We start from the raw sequence: 18,051 nt of genomic DNA, 5'->3' as shown, positions 1-18,051 counted from the left end.
CCTCTTCGGCCGGGCCGGGAGCCATAAGGTATTGCTCAGGACCATTGCTTGGGAAGGGAGCGCGGCGGGATGTCGCGGGACGTGGGCCCGACCGGGCCGGGCGACCGGCTCGCTCCGGTGCTGCGGCCGGTGCGGGCGGGCAACGGCTTCGAGGAGGCGCTGGAGCAGATCCTGCAGGTCGTCCGGCTGGGCCTGGTGCCGGGCGGTGAACGGCTGCCGGCCGAGCGGGAGCTGGCGGAGCGGCTCGGGATCAGCCGGGTGACGCTGCGCGAGGTGCTGCGGGTGCTGCAGGACCAGGGGCTGGTGGAGGCGCGCCGCGGGCGGTACGGCGGAACGTTCGTGCTGCCGCGCGGGGACGGGGGCGGCGAGGACGAGCTGCGGCGGCGTGTCGCCGGGGTCGACATCGAGGACGTGCTGCGCTTCCGGGAGGTGCTGGAGACGGGGGCGGCCGGGCTGTGCGCGGCGCACGGGCTGACCGGGCAGCAGGCGGACCGCCTGCGCGGGGCCCTGGACCGCACGCGGGAGGCTCCGCTCGCGGACTACCGGCGGGCGGACACCCTGCTGCACCTGACGCTGGCCGGGCTGTGCGGTTCGCCGTCGCTGACCGCGCAGTACGCGGCGGTCCGGGCCACGGTCAACGACCTGCTCGACTGCATACCGCTGCTGGTGCGCAACCTGGAGCACTCCCAGCGGCAGCACGCCGCGCTGGTGGAGGCGGTGCTGGACGGGGACGCGGACGGGGCGCGCGAGATGATGCGCGAGCACTGCGCGGGTACGGCGGCCCTGCTGCGGGGGTTCCTGGCGTGAGGCCGGCCTGTAAAGGTGAGTGTGAGGACCTTTGAGCGAGGGCTGGGAGAACAGCATGGCCGTACGACCGCCACGACCGCCACGACCGCCACGACCGCTGATCGGTGTGAGCACGTATCTGGAGGCGGGCACGCGGTGGGGGGTGTGGGAGCTGGAGGCGGCGCTGCTGCCGGCCGGCTATCCACGGCTGGTGCAGCGGGCCGGCGGGCTGGCCGCGATGCTGCCGCCGGACGCGCCCGAGTACGCCGCGGCGGCCGTGGCCCGGCTCGACGGGCTGGTGATCGCGGGCGGCCCGGACGTGGACCCGGCCCGGTACGGCGCCGAGCGCGACCCCCGTACGGGGCCGCCCGCGCCGGCGCGGGACGCCTGGGAACTCGCCCTCCTGGACGCGGCGTTGGCGGCGGAGCTGCCCGTGCTGGGCATCTGCCGGGGCATGCAGCTGCTGAACGTGGCGCTCGGCGGCACGCTGGTGCAGCACCTGTCCGGGCACGCGGAGGCGCTCGGCGTGTTCGGCGGGCACCCGGTGAAGCCTGTGCCCGGCACGCGGTACGCGGGGATCGTCCCCGAGGAGGCGGCCGTGCCGACGTACCACCACCAGGCGGTGGACCGGCTCGGCGAGGCACTCATTCCCTCGGCGTACGCGGCGGACGGCACGGTGGAGGCGATCGAGCTGCCGCCGGAGCGGGGCTGGGCACTGGGCGTGCAGTGGCATCCGGAGATGGCGGAGGACCTGCGGCTGATGCGGGCGCTGATCGCTTCCGCCGCCACGGCCTCCGGTGAGCGCCGGTGAGCGCCTCCCGCTGCCCGGCAGGGCCCGGTCGGCGGCCGCGGGTCCGTCGGGGCCGGTCGCGCAGTTCCCCGCGCCCCTGAGGGCGCTGCAGCGCCGTCGGCCGGCCGGCACCGCCGCCGCTGCGGGCAGTCGTGCCGCTGGGACGGCGAGCGCCGGTGAGTGCCCCGCACGGCCCGGTCGGCGGCCGCGGGTCCGTCGGGGCCGGTCGCGCAGTTCCCCGCGCCCCTGAGGGCGCTGCAGCGCCGTCGGCCGGCCGGCACCGCCGCCGCTGCGGGCAGTCGTGCCGCTGGGACGGCACGGGTGGGCGCAGCGGCGCCCGGCGAGCGCCGGTGGGCGTCCCGCGCGGGGCGGCCGACGAAGCTGCCTACCCCCGCGTCAGCGACAGGAGTTCACGGGCCGGGCCCGTCGGACGGTGCCCCGTCGGCCAGACCGCGCGCAGATCCCGGCGCAGCGGAACACCCTCCACCGGTATGCCCACCAGGCGGCGCATCGCCAGCTCCTCCCCCACCGCCAGTTCGCTCAGTACCGACGGCCCCGCACCGCTGACCGCGGACGCCTTCACCGCCGTCGTCGACGACAGCTCGATCAACGGCCGGGCCAGGCCGCCGAGCGCCGCGTCCAGGACCTGGCGGGTCCCCGAGCCGCGCTCCCGGAGGATGAGCGGCGTGGCCGCCAGCTCCTGCGCCGTCACCGGGCGCCCGCGCCGGGCCCAGGGATGGCCGGGTGCCGTGACCACGATCAGCCGGTCGCGGGCGATCACCGCCGAGTCCAGGCCCGCCGGAACCGTGAGACCCTCCACGAAACCGAGGTCCGCCTCGCCGTCCAGCAGCAGTTCCGCCACCTTCGCGGAGTTGCCCGCCAGCAGCGACACCGCCGTGTCGGGGCGCTCGGCGTGCAGAGCGAGCAGCCAGCCGGGGAGCAGGTACTCGGCGATGGTCATGCTCGCCGCCACCCGGAGCCGTGAGTCCCGGCGGTCCCGCAGGGCGCGCGCGCCCGCGTCGAACGCCGCCGCCGCCTCCACCACGCGCCGCGCCCAGTCGGTCACCAGCGCCCCCGCGTCCGTCAGCCGGGAGCCGCGCGGCGAGCGGTCGACCAGGGCGACGCCCAGCTGCCGTTCCATGGACCGGATGCGGCTGCTGGCAGCGGGCTGGGTGATGCCGACCTCCCGTGCCGCCGCTCCCAGGCTGCCCAGCCGGGCCACCGCCAGCAGCAGCTCCAGCGCACCGAGGTCGGGCACCCGGTGCGCCAGCGAGCCGTGGGGCCGGCCGTCGTCCGTCGCGTACTCCTCGCTCATAAGACCAGCTTATGTCCTCATAGGGCCGTACTCCCTGGTCCGTACCGGCGGCCGGCGGCACGGTGGTGTCATGGTCACCGCAGCCCCGCCCCGTCCCCTGCCCGCCGCCCGTGCCCTGGGCGTCCGGCACCTCGGCCCCAACTGGTACGCCTGCGTCATGGGGACGTCCGTCGTCGGCACCGCCGGAGCCGTCCTGCCCGGGCCGCTCGACGGCCTGCGGGGTCCGTGCACCGCCGTCTGGGCGCTCGCGGTCGTCATGCTGGTGGTCCTCCTGGCCGCCCGCGCCCTGCACTGGACCCACCATCGCGACCAGGCCCGCGCCCACCTCCTCGACCCGGCGGCGGCGCCCTTCTACGGCTGTCTCTCCATGGCCCTGCTGGCGGTCGGCGGCGGTGCCGTGACGGTGGGCCGGGACTGGATCGGCACCGGACCGGCCGTGGTCCTCGACACGGTGCTGTACACCGCCGGGACGGCGGTCGGCCTCGCCGCCGCCGTCGCCGTGCCGTACCTGATGGCCGTGCGCCACCGCGTCGAGCCCTCCCGGGCCACCCCGGTCTGGCTGCTGCCGCTCGTCGCGCCCATGGTGTCCGCCGCGCTCGGTCCGCTGCTGGTGCCGCACCTGCCGCCGGGGCAGCCAAGGGAGACCCTGCTGCTGGCGTCGCTCGCCCTGTTCGGGCTGAGCCTCCTGGCAACGCTGGCGATGCTGCCGCTGGTCTTCGCCCGGGTGATCGCCTCGGGGCCGCTGCCGCTCGCGCTCACCCCGACCCTGTTCCTGGTGCTCGGCCCGCTCGGGCAGTCCACCACCGCCGTGGCCGCGGTGGCGGACGCGGCCCCCGGCGTGGTGCCGGCGCCGTACGACCGTGGCCTCGCCGTGTTCGCCGTGCTGTACGGGGTGCCGGTCATGGGGTTCGCGCTGCTGTGGCTGGGGCTCGCCGTCGCGCACGTGGTGCGGGCCCGGCGGCAGGGCATGGGGTTCGCGATGACGTGGTGGGCGTTCACCTTCCCGCTCGGCACCTGTGTCACCGGCGCCGCGGCCCTGGCCCGGCACACCGGCCTCGCGGTGTACGGAGCGCTGGCGGCCGGCCTCTACGCCGTCCTCGTCGCCGCCTGGCTCGCGGCCGCCACCGGCACCGTCCGCGGCCTGCTCAGCGGCGAGCTGCTGGCAGGACCCCGGCCGGCCCCTACTGCCCCGACGGTCCCCACGCCCTCCCCGGCCCCCGCGCAGGCGACCGGCCGTACCGGCTGAGACACCGTCGCGCACGCCGTCCGCTCAGCCGCGAGCCGCTCGCAGAGCCCCCGCCAGCACGCGCGGCGCACTCGTCAGGGACGGGCCGTACCAGGTGAGGTGCCGTCCACTGACCAGCGCGCAGCGCAGGCCGGGGAAGGCCTCCGGACCGTCGTCGGCGGTGAAGCGGTAGGGCTCGTCGGGCAGGACGACCAGGTCGGGGGCCGCCGCGCGCAGCTCCTCCAGCGGCACGCGGGGGTAGCGGTCGGTGTGGGCGGCGTGGAGGTGGTCGACGCCCAGGCGGGCCAGGACGTCACCGGCGAAGGTGTCCCGGCCGAGGACCATCCAGGGGCGGCGCCAGATCGGCACGACCGCCGTCACGCGTTCCGCCGGCTCCGGCAGCGCGGCCCAGGCCGCCTCCGCCTCGTCCAGCCAGCGCGGGCGTCCAGGCGCACCGCACGCGGTGAGGACGCGGTCCAGCTCCGGCCACGCCTGGGAGACGGTCCGTACCTCGGTGACCAGCACCGGGAGGCCGGCCGTGCGCAGCGCGTCCAGGTCGGGGGCTCGGTTCTCCTCCTCGTTGGCGATCACCAGGTCGGGGGCCAGGGCGACGATCCGGTCCACGTCCGGGTTCTTGGTGCCGCCGATCCGGGGGACGTCCAGGTCCGCCGGACGGGCGCACCAGTCTGTGGCGCCGGCCAGGACCCCGGGCAGGGTCGCGGCCACGGCCTCGGTGAGCGACGGGACGAGGGAGACGACGCGCAACGCCCGCTCCTCAGCGCGTCCGGTCCTGGAACGCCTCGATGTGTTCGGCGACCGCGACCACGACGACCCGGGTGTCCGGGACGGTGGCCCGCCAGCGGTGCCGGACCCCGCCGGTCAGGTACAGGGTGTCGCCGCGGCCGAGGCGGTAGGCGCGGCCCTCGGCCTCGATCTCCACGGCGCCGTCGGCGACGTACATCAGCTCGTCGTTGCGGTGCTGGAACTCGCGGCCGGCGTCGTGGTCGCCGGTGAACTCGGAGGCGTGCATCTGGTGGTGGCCGCGCACCAGGGACCGGGTTCTCGGGGCGAAGTCGCCCTCGCCGGGCTCCTCGGCGCGCATCACGTCCACGCTCGCCGCCGGGTCGGCGGCGGCGAGGAGTTCCACCGCCGTGGTGCGCAGCGCGTCGGCCAGCTTCTCCAGGGAGCCGCGGCTGGGGCGGGCCCTGTCGTTCTCGACCTGGCTGAGGAAGGGCACCGACAGGCCGCTGCGCTCCGCGACGACCGCGAGGGTCAGTTCAAGCGCACGGCGGCGTCGCCGGACGGCCGCGCCCACCCGTACGGGCTGTAGCTCTTTGTGGTCGCCCATCGCTCCGGCTCCCTCCCTCGCTCGTCGTGCCGCTGTCCGGGTGCCCGCCGGAGCGCACACCTCTTCCGAGGACTTCTCTGCACCCTACGCATGTTCGGCAAACCGTTTCACGCGCCTGTCACATCCCCGTCACGCCCGCGGGCCGGAACCCTCACGGTTCGCGCCAGCTCGGCGGGGGTGTGCGGCCGTCCGGGACACCATCCTCCCCGGGGGTGAACATGCCGACCAGCTGGGCCGGGTGACCGGGTGCAGGCCAAGGATGATCACTCTTCGTGGTTGGCCGGATTCCTCCCGTAGGCGGTGAACCGCGAGGGGCGGGCGACGCCGTACAAGCGTAGTCGTACGGTGCCACCCGCCCCTCGGGAGGCGGTCCGGGCGGGTCAGGTCACCCGGCCGCCCGGCTCTCGGTGGCGCCCCCGGCGACGGGGGCCCACTTGCCGGCCAGACCCGGGTGCCGCCGCAGCCAGGTGCGCACGGCGTCCTGCTCCCGGCCCTTGCCAGCCTTCTGGATCTGCGCCTCCAGGCCGGTGAGCTGCTCCTCGGTCATCGAGAAGTCCTTCAGCCAGCGGCCGACCACCGGGTTGTCGGCGGCGAAGCCCTTGCGGGCGAGGGTGTGCACGCCGTCTCCCTTGCCCCAGGCGCCCTTCGGGTCCTCGAGCTTCTTCAGGCCGTAGTCGCTGTACGCCCAGTGCGGGGACCAGAGGGTCACGACGACCGGCTGCTTCCTGGCGTAGGCGCGCTTCAGCTCCGCGAGCATCGCGGGGGTCGAGCCGTCGACCACCTCGTAGGTGCCGTCGAGGCCGTACTCCTTGAGGACCTTGCTCTTGAGCAGGCCCATCATGCCCGCGCTGGGCTCGATGCCGACGATCTTCCCGTCGAACTCGGAGGCGTGCTCCTCCAGGTCCGCCAGCGAGTTCACGTCCTTGACGTAGGACGGCACGGTCAGCTCCAGGGAGGTGGGGCCGTACCACTTGCCGAGGTCCTCCAGTCGCTCGCCGTACTTCGCCCAGTACTCGGCGTGCGTGGTGGGCAGCCAGGAGTCGGTCTGGAAGTCGACCTGGCCGGTGGCGAGGCCGGTGTAGAGAGGGCCGGCGGCGTACTGGGTGGTGGTCACCTTGAAGCCGCGTTCCTCCAGCAGCTCCTTCCACAGGTAGGTGGAGGCGATGCCCTCGTCCCAGGGGATGTAGCCGATCCGGATCTCCTTGCCCTTGCCGATGTCGCTGCCGGAGGCCTCGGAGGTGCCGGAGGAGGAGCCGAGGACGCCGAGTCCGCCCGCGACGAGGGCGAGGGCGGCCACGCCGGCGACGGCGACGGCCGGGCGCGGGCGGTACGACCACGCGCGCGTGGGGACCTTGGCGGCGGCCCTGCGGCCCAGTGGGGAGAGCCGGGTGCCGAGTGCGCCGGTGACCCGGTCGAGGTAGATGGCGAGGACGACGATGCCGACGCCCGCTTCGAAGCCGTAGCCGATGTCCAGCTGCCCGATGGCCTCGTTGACGGCGCCGCCGAGGCCGCCGGTGCCGACCATGCCGGCGATGACGACCATGGACAGGCCCAGCATGATCACCTGGTTGACGCCCGCCATGATGGTCGGCAGGGCGAGCGGCAGCTGGACGCGCCAGAGGACGTCGCGCGGGGAGGTGCCGAACGCCTCGGCGGCCTCGACCAGTTCGGCGTCGACCTGGCGGATGCCCAGCTCGGTCATGCGGACGCCGGGCGCGAGCGCGAAGATCAGGGTGGCGACCACGCCGGCGGCCGTGCCGAGGCCGAAGAAGAGCATGGCCGGGATCAGCAGCACCATGGACGGCATGGTCTGCAGCAGGTCCAGCACGGGCCGTACGGCGGCGCTGACGGCCCTGGACCGGGCGGCCCAGATGCCCAGCGGCACCGAGATCAGCAGGGCGATCACCGTGGCCACGAGGACCAGCGCGAGGGTGGACATGGCCCGGTCCCACAGGTCGAGCGAGTCGACCAGCGCGAAGCCGGCGAAGGCGAGGAGGCCGGCGAGCAGGCCGCGCAGCCACCAGGCGACGACGGCGAGGATGCCGGCCATCAGCAGCGGGGCCGGGGCGGCCAGTACCGCGTCGATGCCGTCGTACATGCCCTCCATGACCGCCTTGACGGCGTCGAAGAGCCAGGAGAAGTGGCCGACCAGCCAGTTGACGCCGGAGTCGACCCAGTCGCCGAGGGGGAGCCTAGGCACGGCCGGTCACCTTCCCGCCGTCGCGGTCACAGGCGGTGGCCTCGCCGTGTTCGTCGCCGAGGACGCCGACGAGCCGCTGCCGGGGTACGACGCCGACGAGGGTGCGGCCGGCGTCGAGGACGGCGACCGGGTGGGTGAGCCGCGCGCTGAGCGCGCACAGTTCGGTGAACGGCGTGTCGGGGGCCGCCGTCTCGCAGCCGCAGTCGGCCTCGTCGCCGCGCGGCTCGGTGTCCATCACGGCGGCGGCGGTCAGCACGCGGGAGCGGTCGACGTCCTGGATGAAGGAGGCCACGTAGTCGTTCGCCGGGCGCAGCAGGATGTCCTCGGCGGTGCCGGTCTGGACGATGCGGCCGTCCCGCATGACGGCGATGCGGTCGCCGAGCCGCATCGCCTCGTTGAGGTCGTGGGTGATGAAGACGATGGTCTTGCGCAGGGTCTTCTGCAGCTCCAGCAGCTGGTCCTGCATGTCCCGGCGGATCAGCGGGTCGAGGGCGCTGAAGGACTCGTCCATCAGCAGCAGGTCGGCGTCGGTCGCGAGGGCGCGGGCGAGGCCGACGCGCTGCTGCATGCCGCCGGACAGCTCGTCCGGCCAGGCCTTCTCCCAGCCGGCCAGGCCGCACAGGGCGAGCGCCTCGTCGGCGCGGCGTTCGCGCTCGGCGCGGGGCACGCCCTGCACTTCCAGGCCGTAGGCGGCGTTGTCGCGGACACTGCGGTGCGGGAAGAGCGCGAAGTGCTGGAAGACCATGCTGATCCGCTCCGAGCGCAGCTTGCGCAGCTCGCGGTCGGTGAGCGCGGTCAGGTCCCGGCCGTCGAAGAGCACACGGCCCGCGGTCGGCTCCAGCAGCCCGTTGAGCATGCGCAGGAGGGTGGACTTGCCGGAGCCCGACAGTCCCATGACGACGAAGATCTCGCCCTCCTCCACGCGGAAGGAGGCGTCGATCACGGCGGCGGTCGTGCCGTCCCCGCGCAGGTCGTCCCGGTCGGCGCCCTTGCGCACCCGTTCCACCGCTTCGTCCGGTCGTCTGCCGAACACCTTGAACAGGTGCTCCGCCTCAAGCCTCGGTTGCACGCGTACCTCTCGTCTCGGGGACAGGGACAGGGACAGGGGACGAGGAGTCGCTGACAGTTGAATTGAGCAACCACCCTCGCCCAGTTGCGGCACCTCCCCAGGTCAAGCAGCGGCAAACCCGCAGGTGGCCGGTGTCACGGCGATGCGCATGGCGCAACCCGTTCCGGGCGCGGGGCCCCTGTCGGCGCCGTACGGCATGATGCGGACGTGACCGGACGACTCATGCTCCTCGACACCGCATCGCTCTACTTCCGTGCCTACTTCGGCGTCCCGGACTCCGTGAAGGCGCCCGACGGCACCCCCGTGAACGCCGTGCGCGGACTGCTGGACTTCATCGACCGGCTGGTGAGGGACCACCGGCCCGAGCGGCTGGTGGCCTGCATGGACGCCGACTGGCGGCCGCGGTGGCGGGTCGAGCTGATCCCCACGTACAAGGCGCACCGGGTCGCCGAGGAGCACGAGGGCGCGCCGGACGAGGAGGAGGTGCCGGACACGCTCTCCCCGCAGGTGCCCGTCATCGAGGACGTGCTGGACGCGATCGGCATCGCGCGCGTCGGGGTCGCCGGGTACGAGGCGGACGACGTGATCGGCACGTTCACCGCGCGCGCCGACGGCCCGGTCGACATCGTCACCGGCGACCGCGACCTGTACCAGCTGGTCGACGACGCGCGGGGGGTGCGCGTGCTGTACCCGCTCAAGGGCGTCGGCACGCTGCAGCTGACCGACGAGGCGGTGCTGCGCGGGAAGTATGGGGTCGACGGGCGCGGGTACGCGGATCTGGCGCTGCTGCGCGGTGACCCGAGCGACGGCCTGCCGGGCGTGGCCGGCATCGGCGAGAAGACGGCCGCCAAGCTGCTCGCCGAGTTCGGCGACCTGGCGGGGATCGTGGCGGCGGTCGGCGACCCGCGGGCCAGGCTCACGCCGTCGCAGCGCATGCGGCTCACCGAGGCCGGACCGTATCTGGCGGTCGCGCCGAAGGTGGTACGGGTGGCCGGCGACGTGCCGCTCCCGGACGTCGACACCGCCCTGCCGCGCTCCCCGCGCGACCCGGCGGCACTGGAGGACCTGGCGCGGCGGTGGGGCCTGGGCGGCTCGTTGCAGCGCCTGCTGGTCACGCTGGCGCGGTGACCCCGGCGGTGCGCCGGGGCGAGGGTTCCCATCGGGACCGTGAGGAAAAGGCGTTGACTCGGAGCGGGATGCTAACTTAGGTAAACCTAACCAATATCGCAGGAGGCCGTGATGGCAGAGCGCCCGGCACGAAAGCCGCGCAAGCTCCATACCGCCCAGGTGGTGCGCACCGAGCGGCTCACCCCGCACATGCAGCGAGTGGTGCTGGGGGGCGCGGGGCTCGCCGACTTCGCCGCGGACACCTGCACGGACCACTACGTGAAGCTGCTGTTCGGCCCTCCCGGCGTGACCTACCCGGAGCCCTTCGACCTGGAGCGGATCCGGGCGGAGTTCCCGCGCGAGCAGTGGCCGGTGACCCGTACGTACACGGTGCGCGCCTGGGACCCCGAACACCGGGAACTCACACTGGACTTCGTGATCCACGGCGACGAGGGCCTGGCCGGACCGTGGGCCACCCGCGCGCGGCCCGGTGAGACGGTCCGCTTCATGGGCCCCGGAGGCGCCTACGCGCCGGCCCCGGACGCCGACTGGCATCTGCTCGCCGGTGACGAGAGCGCGCTGCCCGCGATCGCCCGCGCCCTGGAGACGCTGCCCGCGGGGGCCCGCGCGCACGCCTTCGTCGAGGTGGCGGGGCCCGAGGAGGAGCAGAAGATCGACTCCGAGGTGGAGGTGGTCTGGCTGCACCGCGGCGGCCGCCCGGTCGGCGAGGCCCTGCTGGAGGCCGTGCGGTCGCTGGACTTCCCGGCGGGCCGGCCGCACGCGTTCGTGCACGGCGAGGCGTCCTTCGTGAAGGAGCTCCGCCGCCTGCTGCGGGTCGAGCTGCAGCTCCCCCGCGAGGACCTGTCGATCTCCGGGTACTGGCGGCACGGCCACGACGAGGACGGCTGGCAGGCCTCCAAGCGGGAGTGGAACGCCCGCGTCGAGGCCGAGCAGGAGGGCGGCGCGACGGCCGCCTGACCGCGGCCGGAGCACCATCACGGCGGCGGCGCACCCGGCCGGGGCGCCGCCGCTGTGCCGTGGGCGCGTCAGGGGGCCGTCTCGTTGATCGTGCCGAACGGGACGTGCACGCTGGGCGTGGTCCGGGACGTGCTCTCCAGGTGGACCACCTGGTCGTCGAAGAAGATGTGCGGGTCGAGCACCTTCATGACCGCGCCCTTGTCCACACCGCCGAGGAAGAAGGCGTCGTTCACCCGCACGCCCCACTCCTTGAGGCTGCGCACCGCGCGCTCGTGCGCGGGCGCGTTGCGCGCGGTCACGATGGAGACGTGGACACGGAGCTGGTACTCCGGATCGCTCCTGCGCCGTTCCTCCTCGCGCAGCTGTATCCGGTTCACGCCGGCGAGGAAGTCGCGCAGCGGCCCGGGGTCGTGCGGGGTAGCCGCGTTGCGGGCCTCGTACGCCCGGAACTCCTCCAGGCCGCCGGCCTGGTACACCCGCTCGGCGGCGTCACTCGCGAGCACGCCGTCGAAGTCGAACGCGATCCGCAGGTCCCGGTCGTCGGGGTCGCCCGCGTACGCCGAGCCGAGCACGTGCCCGGCCGGCAGTCCGGCGGCGACGGCCTCGCGCACGTCGCGCCCGTCCGCGGACAGGAACAGGGACATGTTCAGCGCCGTCATGAAGGGATAGGGCGACCGTCCCTGCCGGAAGATGGCCCGGCTGATCGGCAGGCCGTGGGACTGGATCGACCGCATCACCCGCAGGCCGGTGTCGGGGTCGTTGCGGGAGAGGATGATGACCTCGACGAGTGGGTCCCCGGGTTCGCTCAGGTCGTTCAGCGACAGCAGCCGCCGGACGAAGGCGAAGGCGACCCCCGGCCGGAGCGTGTTGTCCACGTTCTCCTCCTGGTGGGCCCGGTAGGCCTCTTCGCCCTGCTCCCGGAAGACCGCGTCGGACTCCTCCAGGTCGAACAGGGCGCTGGACGCGACGCCCACGACGAGTCGGTCGGCGAGTTCGAAGGCCGGCATGCGCTGTCCCCTCAGTCGCCGTGCACGCGGGCGTGGAAGTGCATGTCGTGCCAGCCGTCCGGATGCAGCAGGGCGCTGCGCTTGGTGCCCTCCACGGCGAAGCCGGCCTTGACGGCGGCGCGGCAGGATGCCTCGTTGGCGGCGGCGTGGAAGAGTTCGAGCCGGTGGAAGCCGATCTCCTCGAAGGCCCAGCGGGTCAGGGTGGCGGAGGCCCGGACCGCGACGCCTTGGCCACGCGCCCCCGCCACCGTCCAGTAGGCGATCTCGGCGATGCCGTCGGCGAGCAGGATCTGGCGCAGCGCGACCCGGCCCCGCAGTTCGTCCGTCGCCGCGTCCACGACGGCCCACTGGGCCTCGCGCTCGTCCTCCCAGGCCGTCCGCCACTCGGCGATCCAGCCGGCGGCCTCCTCCTCGGAGTCACAGGACCTCAGGTGCCACTGGTGCATGACCGGGTCCTGGAGGGCGGCGTGGACGGCGGGCGCGTCCCCGGCCCGCCAGGGGCGCAGGAGCAGGCCGTCACCGGTGGGGAGGGAGGGCTGCGGGGTGCGGGCGAGGGCTCCGGGGGGCAGTACCGGGCTGGTGAGAAACGGCATGATCCACATACTGCCCGCCGGAGCGGCCGGCGGTTCACCGTTTTTCCCGCCCCGTACCCTTGGTCCCGATGAGACGCCGCACCCCGCCCCCGCCCGCCCCGCTCCCCCAGCGCGACGGTGTGGATCCCGTGCGGGTGCGGCTGCCCTCGTCCGGGACGTGGGCGACCGTGCGGGAACATCTGGTGGCCCGGCTGACGGGGGCCGGTCCCGGCATGGTCGAGGGGATGTTCGACGCGGGGCTGGTCGTCGGCGCCGACGGGCGGCCGGTGGCGCCGGACGCGCCGTACGAGCCCGGCATGTTCGTGTGGTTCCACCGCGAGCCGCCCGCCGAGGTGCCGGTGCCGTTCCCGGTGGAGGTGGTGTACCGGGACGCGCACATCGTGGTGGCCGACAAGCCGCACTTCCTCGCGACGACGCCGCGCGGCTCGCACATCGCCCAGACCGCGCTGGCCCGGCTGCGGCACGACCTGGGCATACCCACGCTGACGGCCGCGCACCGCCTGGACCGGCTGACGGCGGGGCTGGTGCTGTTCACGGTGCGGCCCGGGGAGCGCGGGGCGTACCAGACGCTGTTCCGGGACCGGCTGGTGCGCAAGGAGTACGAGGCGATCGCCCCGTACGACCCCTCGCTCGTCCTTCCGCGCACCGTGCGCAGCAGGATCGTGAAGGAGCGCGGGGTGCACGCCGCGCGGGAGGCCGAGGGCGAGCCGAACGCCGAGACGTACGTGGAGCTCGCCGAGGTCCAAGGCGGTATGGGCCGGTACCGGCTCGTCCCCGCGACCGGGCAGACGCACCAGCTGCGGGTGCACCTCAACGCGCTGGGCGTGCCCGTTCTCGGCGACCCGCTGTACCCGGAGGTGACCGCGCCGGCGCCGCCCGGCGACTTCCGCCGTCCGCTGCAACTGCTCGCGCGACGGCTTGAGTTCACCGATCCGGTGACCGGCCTGGAGCACACGTTCGTCACCGCGCGCGTGCTCGGGGCCTGGTCGTCCCACGACTCCTGGGCCGGGCGGGGTTAGAACCGGTCACTCGCCGCGCCACCAGTGCAGCAGGCGTCGCCAGATGCTCCGGGACGGGGCCGGTGCGGGTGCCGGGTGGAAGGGTTCGGGGGCGGGGCGGGTGGCCGTCGGCCGTGGTGCGGCGGCCGGGGCGGGGGCGCCGTCCGGGGTGCCGGCGCGCGGGCCCGTGCGCTGCGGCGGCAGCGGCATGGCCCTGGGCGGCAGGTCGACGTCCTGCTGCACCTTGGGCTCGAAGCGCACCGGCAGGGACACCAGGTGCCGCGAGGCGATGGACGCCCGCCAGCTCAACTCCTCCTCGGGGCAGTCGAGTCGGATGTCCGGCAGCCGGGTCAGCAGGGCGTCGACACCGACGTCGGCGATGGCACGGCCGATGTCCTGGCCGGGGCACTCGTGGGGGCCGCCGCCGAAGGCCAGGTGCGATCGGTTGCCCTGCATGCTCGCGGACAGGTCGGGCCGGATGCGCGGGTCGAGGTTGCCCGGGGCGGGTGCGAAGAGCAGCCCGTCGCCCTTGCGGATGCGCTGGCCGCCCAGCTCGGTGTCCTGCTTGGCGTAGTAGCCGAGGACGGTGCTGAACGGCGGCTCGTCCCAGAGGGACTGCTCGATCGCCTCCGGCACGGTCATCTGGCCACCGTTGAGCTGGGCGCGGAAGCCCGGCTCGGTGAGCACCATGCGCAGCGCGTTGGCGAGGAGGTTGGCGGTGGCCTCGTAGGCCGCGAAGAGGACGAGCCGCAGGTGCTCGCGGACCTCGTCGTCGGTGAGTCCGGCGGGGTGGGTGATGAGGTGGCTGGTGAAGTCGTCCTCGGGCCGGGCGCGGCGCCGGCCGGTGAGCCGGCCCAGCGCGTCCATGACGTAGGTGTGGCTCTGGATGGCGGTCTCGGTGCCCTTCAGCGCATCGCGCGCGGCCTGCACCATCCGGTCGTCGTACTCCTCGGGCATGCCGAGGATCTCGCACATGACGGCCATCGGCAGGTGCTCGGCGAACTGGGGGACCAGGTCCGCGCGGCCCCGCTCGCAGAAGCTGTTGACCAGGCCCTGGGTGGAGCGGCCGATGTGCCGGCGGACGCTGCGGTGGTCGATGGTGGACATGGCCGCGGTGACGGCGGCCCGCAGCCGCTGGTGTTCGTCGCCCTCGGCGTGGGAGCAGATGGGCTGCCAGGCGATGTGGGGCATGAGCGGGTGGTCGGGCTTGACCATGCCCTCCAGCAGCGGGCTCCAGATGCGGCTGTCCCGGGTGTACTGCGAGGGGCTGCGCACCAGTTGCAGGTTCTCGGCGTGCCCGAGGACCACCCACATCGGCACGTCGTCGTGGAGCAGCACGGGGGCCACGGGGCCGTGCTGCTCGCGCAGCCGCTCGTAGAGGTCGCCGAGGTCGTCGGCGTCGGGGCCGTAGAGCCGGTGCAGCCCGCCGGGACCGGGGCCGTGCGCCGGGCAGCCCGGTGGCGGGGTGGGGGCTGTGCCGGTCGTTGATCGGGGTTCAGACGTCACAGTGTCGCTCCGGAACGGATGGTGTGGCGGCCGGTCGGCCGCGGATCAGGAGAGGGAGCCGGACAGGGCGAGCGAGTGCAGGAAGCGCATGAGGGTCATCAGCACGTCCTTGCTGGACGCGCGGCGGCGTACGTCGCACTCGATGATCGGGATCTCCGGGGCCAGGTCCAGCGCGGTGCGCAGTTCCCCGACCGGGTGACGGGGCGCGTCGGGGAAGGAGTTGACGGCGACGACGAACGGCACGCCCCGCTCCTCCAGCCGGCCCATGACGTCGAAGCTGACCTCGAGACGCCGGGTGTCGACCAGGACGACCGCGCCGAGGGCGCCTTCGAACAGGCGGTTCCACAGGAACCAGAAGCGTTCCTGGCCGGGGGTGCCGAAGAGGTAGAGCACCAGCTTGTCGGTGATGCTGATGCGGCCGAAGTCCATCGCCACGGTGGTGGCCGTCTTGGACTCGGAGCCGTAGTCGTCGTCGACGCCGATGCCCGCCTGGGTCATGGTCTCCTCGGTCGTCAGCGGTCTGATCTCGCTGACCGAACCGACCATGGTGGTCTTGCCGACGCCGAAGCCGCCCACGATCACGAGCTTCACCGCGGCCTGCGCCGTGTGCGGCAGGTGGTCCTCGGTGCGGGGGCCGGGGAGGGTGTCAGAGCCGTTGAAGTCCATGCATCACCGCTTCGAGGAGTGAACGGTCGGGGAGCGCCTGGCGGGCGATCGAGGCGCGCGCCTGCACCATTTCGGCCGCGATGAGTTCGGTGATCAGGACGGTCATCGCGCTGAACGGCAGTCGGAGGTAGGCGGAGAGTTCGGCCACGGAGAGGGGGGCGGCGCTGAGCCGGAGCACGGCCGCCTGCTCCGGGGACGCGGTCGGCGGGGGCGCGGAACGCGCGACGATCAGCGTCACGAGGTCGAGTTCGGCCCGCGCTCCGTCGGCGCTCCCGGCGATGGTGTAAAGCCGTTCCAGGCTTCCGGGCTCCTCGCCGTCCGCCGGTTCGGGCGGCTGCGGGGACGACGGTCGCTCGGTCTGGCGCCGTCTGCGTCGTGGAGGCGTCATACGGCCTGCCCGTTGCGCCGGGGCGGACTGGTGAGGTGGGCCCCGATCCGGACGACGAGGTCGCGCATCATGCCGCTCATCCGGCCCGGTTCGCAGGTGACGTCGGCGAGTACGGCGAGGTAGGCGTTGGGGCCGGCGTTCACGAGGTAGAAGTAGCCGCCCTCGATCTCGATGACGACGACCTTCATGTCACCGGCGCCGGGGATCTCCTGGATGATGGCGCCGGCCAGGCTCTGGACGCCCGCGCAGGCGGCGGCCACGCGGTCGGCGGCGTCGGGGTCGCCGCCGTAGCGGGCGATGCGCAGTCCGTCGGCGGACAGGACCACGATCATCTCGATACCCGGCACGCCGTCGTTCAGCTGCTTGAGCATCCAGTCCAGGTTCGCTCGCTGCTGGATCACTTGAGGTTCCCCTCGTCGTCGGCCTCGACGGCGCCCTCGGCGGGGTCGTCCGCATCGTCGAGCAGGTGCAGGTACTTGGTCGGGTGGAGCGTGAAGTCGGTCAGTTCGGACGCGGTGGCGTCCGCGGGCATGCCCTTCCTCAGGCCGTCCCAGAAGGCCTCCATCCACATGCCCGGCGGCCGGTCCATGAGCTTCTTGCGCTCGGGGTCGATCTCGGGCTCGGGCTCGGTTCTGGTCTGGGACCAGATCGTCGGCCGTCCCTCGCGCTCGGCACGCTCGATGGCGGCCTGTTCGGCGTACCGCTGGGAGAGCGGGGTCTTCACCCGGCTGCGGCGCTGCGGCAGGCCTCCCGCGGTCCACTCGGTGACCTCGGGGACGTCGTCCTCCATGGAGATCCCGGCGGGGATCTTGGGGCTGGTGGGGCGGCGCTTCTTGGGCGGGCGCTTGGGGCCCTCGACCGCCCCGAGTTCGGGCTGCGGGATGCCGGTCGCGCCGATGCCGTGGGCGGCGCCGACGCCGGGCTCGGTGGTCGTCATGGCCCGGGGCACGATCAGGATGGCGCGGACGCCGCCGTAGGCGGAGGCGCGCAGCGAGACCTCCATCTTGAAGTGCTTGCAGAGCCGGCCGACGACGGCGAGACCGAGGCGCGGGTTGTCACCGAGGTTGTCCGCGTCGTCGCCGTTCTTGGCGTCCTCGATCATCTGCTCGATGCGGGCCCGGGACTCCTCGCTGAGGCTGACGCCGGCGTCCTCGATCTCGATGGCGATGCCCGTCTGCACCTCGGCGGCGGTGACGTGCACCTTGGCCGTGGGCGGCGAGTAGCGGGTGGCGTTGTCGAGTAGCTCGGCGGCGGCGTGCAGGAGCGGCTCGACCGCGGTGCCCTTGATGTTGATGTTGACGATCGAGCTCAGGTTGATGCGGCGGTACTCCAGGATGCGGGACATGGCGCCGCGCAGCACGCTGTAGAGGGAGACCGGCAGGGGCCACTGGCGGCCGGGGCGGCCGCCGCCGAGGACGGAGATGGTGTCGGCGAGCCGGCCGATCAGCGAGGTGCCGTGGTCCAGGCGCAGCAGGTCGTCGAAGACCTCGGGATTGCGGCCGTGGTCCTCCTCCATCTCCCGCAGTTCCTTGGCCTGCTGGTGCACGATGGCCTGCACGCGGCGGGCGATGCTCACGAAGGAGCGCTCGCTGGCGTCGCGCATCGAGATCTCGTGGTCGGCGCCGCGCAGCGCGACGCGGAACAGTTCACGGTAGGACTCGGGCAGGCCGCGCAGTTCGGGGTCGAGGTCGTAGACGTTGCTCAGCACGTCCCGGAGCGCCTCGCCGGCACGCAGCCGGTGCAGGCCGGTGGGCAGGACGTCGGTGGCGAAGCGGTTGATCAGCTCGTCGTGGGCGGCGAGACGGTGTTCCAGATACGCGGTGTGGCGGGCGTGTTCGGCCTGTGCCTCGCGGAGTCTGCGGCCACGCCGGGCCGCCTCCCCGCCGGTGGCGAGGACCAGGAGCACGGCCAGCGCCCCGCACAGGCCGACGGCGAGCCGGCCCGCCGCCGGCACCAGGGCCATGGCGGCCCCGGTCGCGGCGGCCATCAGTACGGCCGGCGGCAACAGCACACGCGCGTAGGGACGTTCACGGCCACCGGGAGGCTTCTGAACACTCACCATGGATGCCTTCTGA

At 73.7% G+C, this 18,051-nt stretch carries 18 protein-coding genes; 6 read left to right on the top strand and 12 right to left on the bottom strand.

From position 1 onward, the window contains the following. Positions 1–69: 69 nt before the first annotated feature. Complete coding sequence (locus IE177_RS14070; RefSeq protein WP_190015658.1) at positions 70–807, top strand: FadR/GntR family transcriptional regulator; 738 nt, start codon at positions 70–72, stop codon at positions 805–807. A 55-nt stretch (positions 808–862) separates the two neighbouring features. Continuing rightward, the gene (locus tag IE177_RS14065; protein ID WP_190015657.1) at positions 863–1,597 is read left to right on the top strand and encodes a gamma-glutamyl-gamma-aminobutyrate hydrolase family protein; all 735 of its coding nucleotides are present in this window, start codon (positions 863–865) and stop codon (positions 1,595–1,597) included. 364 nt (positions 1,598–1,961) lie between these two features. Here IE177_RS14065 and IE177_RS14060 read toward each other — a convergent pair whose 3' ends face one another. Beyond that, a complete protein-coding gene (locus IE177_RS14060) occupies positions 1,962–2,891 on the bottom strand; it encodes a LysR family transcriptional regulator (protein ID WP_190015656.1) in 930 nt (309 codons plus the stop codon). Between the two features lie 70 nt (positions 2,892–2,961). On the opposite strand from IE177_RS14060, the gene IE177_RS14055 reads away from it, so the two are divergent. Then, positions 2,962–4,137, top strand: a complete 1,176-nt coding sequence (locus IE177_RS14055) for a TDT family transporter (RefSeq protein WP_190015655.1) — start codon at positions 2,962–2,964, stop codon at positions 4,135–4,137. Positions 4,138–4,161: 24 nt separating this feature from the next. On the opposite strand, the gene IE177_RS14050 is transcribed toward IE177_RS14055, so the two are convergent. The 4 genes from IE177_RS14050 to IE177_RS14035 all read right to left on the bottom strand — a co-directional run bounded on the left by IE177_RS14050 (position 4,162) and on the right by IE177_RS14035 (position 8,733). Further along, positions 4,162–4,881 (bottom strand): helical backbone metal receptor, encoded by a 720-nt coding sequence (locus tag IE177_RS14050; RefSeq protein WP_190015654.1) that lies wholly within the window; start codon positions 4,879–4,881, stop codon positions 4,162–4,164. A 10-nt stretch (positions 4,882–4,891) separates the two neighbouring features. Then, positions 4,892–5,464, bottom strand: coding sequence for a helix-turn-helix domain-containing protein (locus tag IE177_RS14045; RefSeq protein ID WP_190015653.1), 573 nt, complete (start codon positions 5,462–5,464; stop codon positions 4,892–4,894). A 385-nt stretch (positions 5,465–5,849) separates the two neighbouring features. Then, a complete protein-coding gene (locus IE177_RS14040; protein WP_190015652.1) occupies positions 5,850–7,664 on the bottom strand; it encodes an ABC transporter permease/substrate binding protein in 1,815 nt (604 codons plus the stop codon). Continuing rightward, on the bottom strand, positions 7,657–8,733 hold the full coding sequence (locus IE177_RS14035; RefSeq protein ID WP_190015651.1) for a quaternary amine ABC transporter ATP-binding protein: 1,077 nt from the start codon (positions 8,731–8,733) through the stop codon (positions 7,657–7,659). The genes IE177_RS14040 and IE177_RS14035 overlap by 8 nt, the downstream gene beginning before the upstream one ends. Positions 8,734–8,940: 207 nt before the next feature. On the opposite strand from IE177_RS14035, the gene IE177_RS14030 reads away from it, so the two are divergent. Both IE177_RS14030 and IE177_RS14025 read left to right on the top strand, forming a co-directional pair. After that, complete coding sequence (locus IE177_RS14030) at positions 8,941–9,861, top strand: 5'-3' exonuclease (RefSeq protein WP_190015650.1); 921 nt, start codon at positions 8,941–8,943, stop codon at positions 9,859–9,861. Positions 9,862–9,972: 111 nt separating this feature from the next. Continuing rightward, on the top strand, positions 9,973–10,818 hold the full coding sequence (locus tag IE177_RS14025; protein ID WP_190015649.1) for a siderophore-interacting protein: 846 nt from the start codon (positions 9,973–9,975) through the stop codon (positions 10,816–10,818). A gap of 68 nt (positions 10,819–10,886) precedes the next feature. Here the strand turns inward: IE177_RS14025 and IE177_RS14020 are convergent, their stop codons facing one another. Further along, the gene (locus IE177_RS14020) at positions 10,887–11,825 is read right to left on the bottom strand and encodes a 5'-nucleotidase (RefSeq protein ID WP_190015648.1); all 939 of its coding nucleotides are present in this window, start codon (positions 11,823–11,825) and stop codon (positions 10,887–10,889) included. 11 nt (positions 11,826–11,836) lie between these two features. Further along, a complete protein-coding gene (locus IE177_RS14015; RefSeq protein ID WP_190015647.1) occupies positions 11,837–12,418 on the bottom strand; it encodes a GNAT family N-acetyltransferase in 582 nt (193 codons plus the stop codon). Positions 12,419–12,486: 68 nt separating this feature from the next. Here IE177_RS14015 and IE177_RS14010 point away from each other — a divergent pair, with 68 nt between their 5' ends. Next, a complete protein-coding gene (locus IE177_RS14010) occupies positions 12,487–13,437 on the top strand; it encodes a pseudouridine synthase (RefSeq protein ID WP_190015646.1) in 951 nt (316 codons plus the stop codon). Between the two features lie 6 nt (positions 13,438–13,443). On the opposite strand, the gene IE177_RS14005 is transcribed toward IE177_RS14010, so the two are convergent. From IE177_RS14005 to IE177_RS13985, 5 genes are read right to left on the bottom strand one after another with little or no spacing between them, the layout of a single operon-like run. After that, positions 13,444–14,922, bottom strand: coding sequence for a cytochrome P450 (locus IE177_RS14005; RefSeq protein ID WP_190015645.1), 1,479 nt, complete (start codon positions 14,920–14,922; stop codon positions 13,444–13,446). A gap of 45 nt (positions 14,923–14,967) precedes the next feature. Continuing rightward, positions 14,968–15,588, bottom strand: coding sequence for a GTP-binding protein (locus IE177_RS14000; protein ID WP_190015644.1), 621 nt, complete (start codon positions 15,586–15,588; stop codon positions 14,968–14,970). Next, entirely contained in the window at positions 15,569–15,976 is a 408-nt protein-coding gene (locus IE177_RS13995) for a DUF742 domain-containing protein (protein WP_190015643.1), read from the bottom strand. Before IE177_RS13995 ends, IE177_RS14000 begins: the two co-directional genes overlap by 20 nt. Further along, complete coding sequence (locus tag IE177_RS13990; protein WP_190015642.1) at positions 15,973–16,377, bottom strand: roadblock/LC7 domain-containing protein; 405 nt, start codon at positions 16,375–16,377, stop codon at positions 15,973–15,975. The genes IE177_RS13995 and IE177_RS13990 overlap by 4 nt, the downstream gene beginning before the upstream one ends. Then, a complete protein-coding gene (locus IE177_RS13985; protein WP_190015641.1) occupies positions 16,374–18,038 on the bottom strand; it encodes an ATP-binding protein in 1,665 nt (554 codons plus the stop codon). The genes IE177_RS13990 and IE177_RS13985 overlap by 4 nt, the downstream gene beginning before the upstream one ends. Positions 18,039–18,051: the final 13 nt, after the last annotated feature.

Origin of the sequence: Streptomyces lucensis JCM 4490 (assembly GCF_014650035.1) — a bacterium.
Taxonomy (GTDB): Bacteria; Actinomycetota; Actinomycetes; order Streptomycetales; family Streptomycetaceae; genus Streptomyces; species Streptomyces lucensis.
The sequence above is the reverse complement of the archived record's forward strand: the minus strand, read 5'-3'. Positions and strand labels throughout refer to the sequence as shown.